Consider the following 8,829-nt stretch of genomic DNA (forward strand, 5'->3'; position numbering starts at 1 on the left):
CTGACGTAGGGCCACTACGCCCGCGAGCGTACGCGGCGCGGGACGGCGCAGCCTAGGCTGAGAGGCGCTCCCGCCCACCCCGCTCCCCGAGGACGTCGACCGATGCCGACCCACCTGAACCGCGTTGTCGAGGACGCGGCGCTCGGTCTGGGCGTCGGCATCCTGGCGCTGACCACCGTGCACCTGGCCGACTTCGACAACCGGCGCGCCGGGCTGATGGGCCGCGGCGCGGGCGACCGCGACGGCGCCGGATTGGGTCGTGGCGGACCGGGACGCGACGGGTCGCTGCCGGACTCGGTCGACCCCGCTCAGGCGGCGGCGGCGCTGGTGCTGGTGGTCGCGCTGGGCCTGCGGCGGACCGTCCCGCGCCTGGCCTACGCCGGCGTGCTGGCCGCGATGGCCGCGTTCCTGCTGGCCGGCGGGCCGTACGGCCTGGTGCTGCTGGGGCCGGCGCTGGCCGTGCACACGCTGATGACCCGCTTCCCGCCCCGCCAGCTCGGGCCGCTGCTGCTCGCCGTCCCCGTGGCCCTGTCGGCCGGCTACTGGACCCACGGGTACGCCGGGTTCGGCGACCCCGGCCTCTACCTCGCCGTCGTGCTCGGGACCGCCGGCATCCTGCTGCCCGGGCTGGTCGCCCTCGTCCTCACCACCCGGCACGAGGCGGCCCAGCACGACCTGCTGGCCGCCCGTCGGCGCGACGCGTACGAGGAACGGCTGCAGATCGCCCGCGAGGTCCACGATGTCGTCGGCCACTCGCTGGCCGTGATCAACATGCAGGCCGGGGTCGCCCTGCACCTGCTGGACAAGCGACCCGACCAGCTGAGGCCTTCTCTGGAAGCCATCCGGAGCACAAGCAAGCAGGCCCTGGCCGAGCTGGGCAGCACGCTGGCCAGCCTGCGGGGTGACACGCCACCGGTGACCGGCCTGGCGGGCCTGGACAAGCTGGTGGCGGCCCTGCAGACGTCCGGCCGGACCATCCACTACACCGGCCTGGCTGCCGACCACGGCCAGCTGCCGGTCGCCGTGCAGCACGCCGCCCTGCGGATCGCCCAGGAGGGGCTGACCAACGTCGTCCGGCACGCCGCCCCGGACGCGGCCATCACCGTCTCCGTGACCCGCGCGGCCGGACGGCTGGTCGTCGAGATCACCGACGACGGCCGGCACGACCGCAACGACCACGTCGACGGCAGCGGGATCACCGGCATCCGCGAGCGTGCTCAGGCCGTCGGTGGCACCGCGGTCGTCGGACCGCTGCCCGAGCGTGGCTTCCGGATCCGGGCCGAGCTGCCGGCCGGCGACCCGACCCTGGCCGTGGTCGGCGAACCGGCCCGAACGGCGCCCCGGCCGTGACCATCACGGTCGGCCTGGCCGACGACCAACAGCTGATCCGGCTCGGGCTGCGAACCCTGCTCGAGTCCGAGGACGACCTGTCTTTGCTGTGGGAGGCCGAGAACGGCCGGCAGGCTGTCGAGCTCACCCGCCACTCCCCGCCGGACGTGATCCTGATGGACATCCGGATGCCCGTCCTCGACGGCATCAGCGCGCTCCGGCTGATCGCCGCCGAGCCCGCGTTCGCGACCGTCCGGGTGGTGGTGCTGACCACGTTCGAGTCCGACGAGTACGTCTTCGCCGCCCTCCGCGCCGGGGCGGCCGGCTTCCTGGTCAAGCACGCCGAACCCGCTGACCTGATCCGCGCGGTCCGGCTCGCCGCGGCCGGGGAGTCGCTGCTCTCCCCCACCGTCGCCCGGCGGGTGATCGACACCCTCCGGGACACAGCCGCCCCCCGGGCAGCCCGGACCCATCCTGGTCTGGCCGAGCTCACCGACCGCGAACGCGAGATCTTGGCCCTGATCGGGGAAGGGCTGAACAACGACGAGATCGGCCGGCAGCTCTTCATCAGCCCCGCCACCGCCCGGACTCACGTCAGCCGGGCGATGACCAAGCTCGGGGCCCGCGACCGCGCCCAGCTGGTCGTCATCGCCTACCAGTCGGGCCTGGTCAGCTGATCGCGCCCCCTCAGCTGATCGCGCCTCCTCAGCTGATCGGCCCCCCTCAGCTGACGGGCGGCCCGAACGACGGTGACGCCCCGGCTGCGCTGAAGCTGGCCCAGCGGGTGGTCGAGCGGAAGGACGGCAGCTCGGCGAGCCAGGCGGTGTAGCGGGCCAGGTGCGGAAAGGCGCTCAGCGGCGGTCCGACCCGACCGGTGGCGTTGGTCTGGACGTCGTAGCGGACCAGGGTCACCCAGAGCCGGATGTCGGCCTCGGTGACGCCCCGTCCGACCAGGAAGGTGCGGTCGGCAAGCAGCTCGTCGAGCCGGGCGAATGCGCTGAGCAGCTGGACCCGAGCGCGTTCGGCGTCAGGGCCCTCGCCGCGAGCCCGGGCCACGCCGGAGTTCACGGCCGGCCCGATCCAGGTGTCGAGCTGTTCGATCTCGTCGCGAAGGTCGGCCGGGTAGGTGTCCACCCCCGGCCAGCGGAACCCGCCGAACTGGGTGGCGAGGTCGATGCCCAGCGTGCGGTAGTCGTTGCTGACGATCCGACCCGTCTGGGTGTCCCACAACGTCGGCACGCTCACGTGGCCGTCGAAGCCCGGCTCAGTCGCCTCGTACGCCTGCCGCAGCAGGATGAACCCGTTCACCGGGTCAGGTCCGTGGGTCTCCCGGAACGCCCAGCCCCGGCCGTCGCGGGCGTCGTCGACGTAGGACACCCCGATCACGTCGGTCAGGCCGTTGAGCGCGATCTCGAGGACGACCCGCTGCGCCCAGGGGCAGAACCAGCCGGCGTACAGGTGATAGCGGTCGGCCTCGGCCTGGAACCCGCTCCGCCCGTCGGCACTCAACCGGCCGGTGAAACGATAGAGCGGACGAGGGTCGTCGGGGCGCTGGGACACCCGGTACTGCCCGTACCGCTCGTGGTTGACGGGGCTGGCGTACCGCGCAGAGTGCGGTGCGGTCGTGGTCATTCGGGTTTCCTCAGGGGACGGAGAGGTGCGCGTTCACCGCGCTCGGACGGGCGTCGCCCTGTCGTCACCCGGGCTGATCCACCGCGAAGCAGAACGGGTCGGGGTCGGGCACTGTGCTCGTGACGGCCTCGAGCGTAGCCGACTTCGGGGGCCGCGGGGTCGGCCGACCGCTCGGCGGGACAGCCTCTGGGTCCACTCAGGCAGCTACGGCCTCGCGGCGGGCGACCTCGGCCCGGACCAGCGGAATCACCTGGTCCCCGAAGTCGACCGCGTCCTGCAGCATGTCGTAGCCCCGTGCCGAGAGGATGGTCACGCCCAGGTCGACGTAGGCGAGCAGTGCTTCGGCAACCTGCTCGGGGGTGCCGACGAGCGCGTTGGAGTTACCGGCGCCGCCGGTGGCCTTGGCGGTGCCGGAGTACAGGATCGTGTCGTGCCGGTCGCCCCGGTCGGCGATTGCGAGCAACCGCTGGGAGCCGGTGTTCTCGGGGGCTCCGGGACCGCGCCGGAACTGCTGGCCGCCCGGCTCTTTGGATTGGGCGCGCCGCGCTTCGATCCGGCGTACGACGTCGTCCGCTTTGGCCCAGGCCGCGGCCTCCGTGGCCGCGAGGATCGGCCGGAAGGCCACCTGGATCTTGAGCGGCTCGGTCCGGCCAGCGGCGGTCGCTTCGCGGCGGACCCGCTCGATCTGTTCCTTGGTGTCCGCCAACGGCTCCCCCCACAGGCAGAACACGTCCGCCTCGGCGGTGCCGACCGCGTAGGCGGCGTCGGACGAGCCGCCAAAGCTGATCTGGGGACGCGGCTCCTGGACCGGAAAGACGTCGGAGACGAAGTCGGCGAACCGGTAGTGCTCGCCGGTGTAGTCGAACGGCTCGTGCCGGGTCCACGCCTGCTTGAGGATCTGGATGTACTCGCGGGTCCGGCCGTAGCGTTCGTCCTTGCTCAGGAAGTCGCCCTCGCGCTGCTGCTCGTGGTCGCTGCCGCCGGTGATCATGTGCACCGTGACCCGGCCGTCGGAGATGTGGTCCAGCGTGGCCAGGGTCTTGGCGGCGAACGTCGGGATCGACAGGTTCGGCCGGTGCGCGACCAAGATCTGCAGCGAGTCGGTGTGGGTGGCGATCAGGGCCGCGGCCTGGGCCGGGTCGGGCGAACCCGAGCCGTACGCGGTGAGGACCCGGTCCCAGCCGTGGTCCTGGTGGGCCCGGGCCAGCCGCACCGTGAAGTCGGGGTCAAAGCTGCCCCCGCTGCGGGGAGTGGTCTCGGAGCCGTCGTTGGTGGCTCCCATGCCGAGAAACTCAACGGGCATCGTGTCCTCCTGAGCCGCTGAACGCGGCGGTGTGGTCGAGTCGGCTGTCGTGGTCGGCGTCGCCGAGGGTCGGCGTCGGGGCCGGTCGGGGCAGGCTGAGCAGCGTGCGGGCCACCTGGTCGTTGTGCCGGTGGACGGGGCCGTTGCTGCCGGGCCGGGCGAAGGCCGCGGACTTGATCATGGTGTGCATCCCCAGGGCAAAGCGGCGTGGGGCGCTGGAGCCGTCGGCCCGCACCAGTCGGTGACCGCCGTCGACCCGTACCTGACCGGTGTCCAGGCGCCGGCCGTCGGCCGCGGTGAGGACCCGGCTGACGGCCTCGCCCCGGACGGCCAGGGCGGTCAGCAGCGGGTCGACCGTGCGCCCGAGGTCGAAGGCTGGCAGCGTGGCGTCGATCATCGTCTGCGCCAACACTTCCCCGGGCACGCTGCTGGACCGGGCCACGAAGGCGCGCCGGTCCGGATCGGTGGCGATCTCCAGGCCCGCGCCGAGGAAGGTGACGACACCGGCTTCCTCGAGGGCGAGCAGCTGCTCGAGCCGGTCGGGTGGCGGACCACTGGCGTAGAAGCTGAAGAAGCCCATGAACCAACCGAAGAAGTCCTCGAGCAGCGACCGCGGGTCCATCCGCGGCGACGCGAGCGCCGGGCCGATGACCGGCAGGACGGCGAGCAGCGCGTGGAAGGCGCCGAGGTCGGCGCTGAAGGTGACGTCTTGGCGACGGGCCAGGTCCCGGCGGAGGTACCCGCGGATCACCTCGGCCAACGCGGCCCGGTCGGGCACCTGCACGCCGGCGAGCGGCCGGTCCAGCGCCTCGAGGTCGAGCCGGTCGGCCGGATCCGGCACGACGCTGGCGATCCACCGTTCGTACGCCTTGCTCCCCCACGCCAGCTCGGCGAAGGTGGCGCTGAAGTCGGCCCAGGGCACGCTCACCCGACCGGGATGACCGAGGGCGAGCTCGGTGTAGTACGCCCAGGTCACCTCCCGGCCGATCAACGGCCAGAGGTCGGCACGGAAGTCGATCATGGTGCCCCGCGCGACCAGTCCGGCGACCGCCGCGGACGTGCAGAAGGTCGTCGTCGTGGGCTTGGCCGTCTGGAGCCAGTACATCGGCTTGGCGTGGTACGGCACCCCGCGCCGGGACCCGATCATGAGGTGGGGTTCAGCTCCGGACCGCTCGTAGCGCAGCCGACCGTCGCCGACCGGCTTGAACCGGCCGCCCCGGCCCTCGGTGAGCAAGACCAACACGTCGACGAAGTCAAGTCCAAGCCCGCGGACGATCACGTCCTGACCAGCCCCGACCAGACCAAGATCAAGATCGCCGCCGTACCCCGGCGGGACGTAGGTCAGACCATGATCATCAGCGAACGCGGCGAGGGCGGCGTACGGCGGTGCAGGCCGGACGTCGACGTGGCTGTTGAGCAGCACGACAGCGTCCGCGGTGATGGTCTCGCCGTCCTCGAGCACGACCCGCTCGCGGTTCCCGTCGGCAGCCGGCCGGACGTCGACCGCCCGCTGGGCGTGGGTGATGATCTCCACCGAGGTCGGGGCGGCCCGGCGGCTGCGCTCGTGGGCGTAGCCGAAGTACGCACTCGCCAGCCGACGGCTGGGGAAGTCCAGCGGACCGAGGGCAGCGGCTTCGGCGCGCAACGCCGGTTCGGCCAGGTCAGCGCCGAAGGTGCGGCACCACTCGTAGAAGGTTGGCCCCGGGGTCACCGGGCCCTCGATCGCCACACTGTGGTCGACGAAGGCGGTGAGGTCCTCGGCCGTGGTGTTCAGCCGCAACAGCTCCGACTGGGCGTCCCGCCAGACCCGGCCGCCCCCCGGCGGGAACGGGTCGACCAGGTGGACCTCGACCGGTCCGCGGTCGTCGGCGGCCGCGTTGCTGATCAGGCGTTCCAGCAGGGCGGCACCGCGGGGACCCATCCCGACGAGGACGAGGACCAGTCGCGGCCGGCTGGTGGGTGCTGTGGTCATCGCGCCTCCTCCCTGCTGCTGAGCTCGGCTGGTGCCAGCTCGGGCCACAATCTCTAGTGGCTTACCCGGGAATGATACCCAGTCGGTCGAGCGAGCCCCGGGCATGATCAGGGAGTAAGAGCGTCATCTCGACGGTTGCGCTCCGCATGACCCTGCCGACCTCCGGCTCGACGGTACCGCCGGCCAGCCCCTCCGGCCATCCGCTCGACCGCGCCGCCTGGACCTCGCTCACCGGTCCGCACGCCGCCCTGGCCGTGGGCCAGGGTCTCGCTCGCCGCTACCCGGCGCACCTGTCCCCCTTCGCCGCGATCGCGGCACCGGAAGACCCGCAGGCGTGGGCCGACCTGCAACCGCTGTACACCGATGACGAAGGCATCCTGCTCGCTGGTCCGAACGGGTTTGCCCAGCTCCGGCCACCAGGCTGGGTCGTCGCGGCCACCGTCCCTGGCGTCCAGATGGTCGCCACCCCGGCCCACCAGTCCTGGCCCGACGACGAGGCGGTCGTGATCGGTGCGGACGACGCCGCCGAGGCGGCCGACCTGGTCGCCCGTACCGAGCCGGGTCCGTTCCGCTCGCACACCTACCAGCTCGGGACCTACCTGGGGCTACGCCGTGAGGGCCGGCTCGTGGCTCTGGCCGGCGAGCGGCTGCACCCGCCCGGGTGGAGTGAGATCAGCGCGGTCTGTACCGATCCCGACCACCGTGGTCAGGGACTGGCTACCCGGCTGGTCCGAGCCGTTTCGGCGCTCATCCGCGAGAGCGGTGAGACCCCGTTCCTGCACACCGCCGCCTCGAACACCCCGGCGATCGCCCTCTACCTCTCCCTCGGCTTCGAGCTCCGTCGAGAGGTCGAGTTCGCCGGCTTCCAGGCGCCCCAGGCCGCTCGCTGAGCGCCCGGTCGAGTGGCCGCCCTAGGCGCTCTTGACAATCGTTTTCGATAGAGTACGGTCGAGTTCGTCAAACACTCGACCAACGCAACCTCTCGAGGGGACTCTTCGCATGCACCGCGCTCTGGCCTTGCTCATCACCACGGTGGCCGTCACCGCCACGGCGTGCTCGTCGGGCCCGGCCAGCGGCGCCCCTGGCACGCCGGCGGCCTCGGCGGCCGGCACCGTCAACGTGGTCGCCTCGACCAACGTGTACGGCGACATCGCCACAGCCATCGGCGGCGACGCCGTCACCGTCACCTCGATCATCGACGACCCCGAGAAAGACCCCCACGAGTACGAAGCCAACGCCCAGACCCAGCTCGCCCTCGCCAAAGCCCAGCTCGTCATCGAGAACGGCGCCGGCTACGACGACTTCATGGACACCATGCTCGCCTCAGCCCCGACCACACCCACGCTGATCAACGTCGCCGCCCTCTCCGGCTACGACCAGCAACCAGCGACCGGTGGGTTCAACGAACACCTCTGGTACGACTTCCCCACCATGACCAAGCTCGCCACCCAGCTCAGCACCGACCTGGCCGCGGCCGCGCCCGCCCACGCCGCCACCTTCCAGGCCAACACCGCTACCTTCACCGCGGAGCTGACCAAGCTGGAACAAGCCGAAGCCACCATCAAGACCCAGCACGGCGGCACCGGCGTCGCGATCACCGAACCCGTCCCGCTCTACCTCCTCGACGCAGCCGGCCTGACCAACCAGACCCCGGCCGCGTTCAGCGAAGCCATCGAAGAAGACACCGACGTCCCACCCGCGGTACTGCAGGACACCCTCAACCTCTTCGACCAGAAGAAGGTGGCGCTGCTCGCCTACAACGAACAGACCACCGGCCCCCAGACCGAAGCCGTCCTCAACGCGGCCAAGACCAACACCATTGCCGTCGTCCCCGTCACCGAGACCCTCCCCACCGGCGACACCTACCTGACCTGGATGACCAAGAACGTCGCGGCGGTTGCGGCCGGCCTCAGCCGCTGAGGCCCCGCGTCCCACGCCGTCGTTGCATTCTCGACGTCTGGGAGGACGGACACGCGGTCGCAATCAAGCCCCCCGAGGAACGAACGTTCTGGCGAGATCCGAGCCGCCTTTCTCACGCTGCGATGTTCAAAGTCCGGATGAGACACGGCGGTTGAACCCCTCTTACGAGGTGACAGCAGGGTCCTTCCTCTGCGCCTGCCGTGTCATCGGCGGAGCTCGGAGAGGTGCTCCCTGACGGGTCGCCGCAGTCGGTCCGGTCCTCACCAGCTCGACCATCGATCAGCTCGCGCAGAACCTGCGGCTGCCCGGTAGGCATCGCCGTGTCCTTCACACCGCATCGCCTGATGTCCACAGGCCCGGACGTATCCCAGGTCGTTCTCATGATCAGGAGTGCTCGCCATATCTCAAGATCCTCGAACGAGACGACCTTGTGCTCGACAAGGCTGATGATCGGCTCGTCGGCGAGCTCCAGGTTCTCCTCCGACAAGCCTCTCGACGGCGCGGCAGCTGCTTGTAATGATTCCTGCATTCGAATAGAATGAGGCATGGTTTCGGGGGATCAGCAGCACGATGATGAGCAGCCGCTCAGCCGTGCCCATGCCCTGCTGACCCGTTTGAATGCGGACCTGTCCGAGCTGATCGCGGTATTGGACGAGGGTGATCTCGGGACCCT

At 71.1% G+C, this 8,829-nt stretch carries 7 protein-coding genes; 4 read left to right on the forward strand and 3 right to left on the reverse strand.

What is annotated here, in order from left to right; all coding sequences use genetic code 11:
* Window positions 1-102: 102 nt before the first annotated feature.
* Window positions 103-1,350 carry a sensor histidine kinase gene (locus ACFE76_RS19455; RefSeq protein ID WP_375433438.1) on the forward strand — a complete coding sequence of 416 codons (1,248 nt, stop codon included), beginning with the start codon at window positions 103-105 and terminating at the stop codon, window positions 1,348-1,350.
* Window positions 1,347-2,006, forward strand: a complete 660-nt coding sequence (locus tag ACFE76_RS19460) for a response regulator (protein ID WP_375433439.1) — start codon at window positions 1,347-1,349, stop codon at window positions 2,004-2,006. Before ACFE76_RS19455 ends, ACFE76_RS19460 begins: the two co-directional genes overlap by 4 nt.
* Before the next feature lie 46 nt (window positions 2,007-2,052).
* On the opposite strand, the gene ACFE76_RS19465 is transcribed toward ACFE76_RS19460, so the two are convergent.
* The 3 genes from ACFE76_RS19465 to ACFE76_RS19475 all read right to left on the reverse strand — a co-directional run bounded on the left by ACFE76_RS19465 (window position 2,053) and on the right by ACFE76_RS19475 (window position 6,236).
* Complete coding sequence (locus tag ACFE76_RS19465; protein WP_375433440.1) at window positions 2,053-2,961, reverse strand: glutathione S-transferase C-terminal domain-containing protein; 909 nt, start codon at window positions 2,959-2,961, stop codon at window positions 2,053-2,055.
* A 196-nt stretch (window positions 2,962-3,157) separates the two neighbouring features.
* Window positions 3,158-4,264, reverse strand: coding sequence for an LLM class flavin-dependent oxidoreductase (locus ACFE76_RS19470; protein ID WP_375433441.1), 1,107 nt, complete (start codon window positions 4,262-4,264; stop codon window positions 3,158-3,160).
* Window positions 4,254-6,236 carry an FAD/NAD(P)-binding protein gene (locus ACFE76_RS19475; RefSeq protein WP_375433442.1) on the reverse strand — a complete coding sequence of 661 codons (1,983 nt, stop codon included), beginning with the start codon at window positions 6,234-6,236 and terminating at the stop codon, window positions 4,254-4,256. The genes ACFE76_RS19470 and ACFE76_RS19475 overlap by 11 nt, the downstream gene beginning before the upstream one ends.
* Window positions 6,237-6,382: 146 nt before the next feature.
* Here ACFE76_RS19475 and ACFE76_RS19480 point away from each other — a divergent pair, with 146 nt between their 5' ends.
* Window positions 6,383-7,126: a GNAT family N-acetyltransferase gene (locus ACFE76_RS19480; RefSeq protein WP_375433443.1), complete on the forward strand. Its 744-nt coding sequence runs from the start codon at window positions 6,383-6,385 to the stop codon at window positions 7,124-7,126.
* 109 nt (window positions 7,127-7,235) lie between these two features.
* A complete protein-coding gene (locus ACFE76_RS19485) occupies window positions 7,236-8,156 on the forward strand; it encodes a metal ABC transporter solute-binding protein, Zn/Mn family (RefSeq protein ID WP_375433444.1) in 921 nt (306 codons plus the stop codon).
* Window positions 8,157-8,829 lie beyond the last annotated feature (673 nt).

The organism is uncultured Friedmanniella sp. (assembly GCF_964244005.1).
Taxonomy (GTDB): domain Bacteria; phylum Actinomycetota; class Actinomycetes; order Propionibacteriales; family Propionibacteriaceae; genus Microlunatus.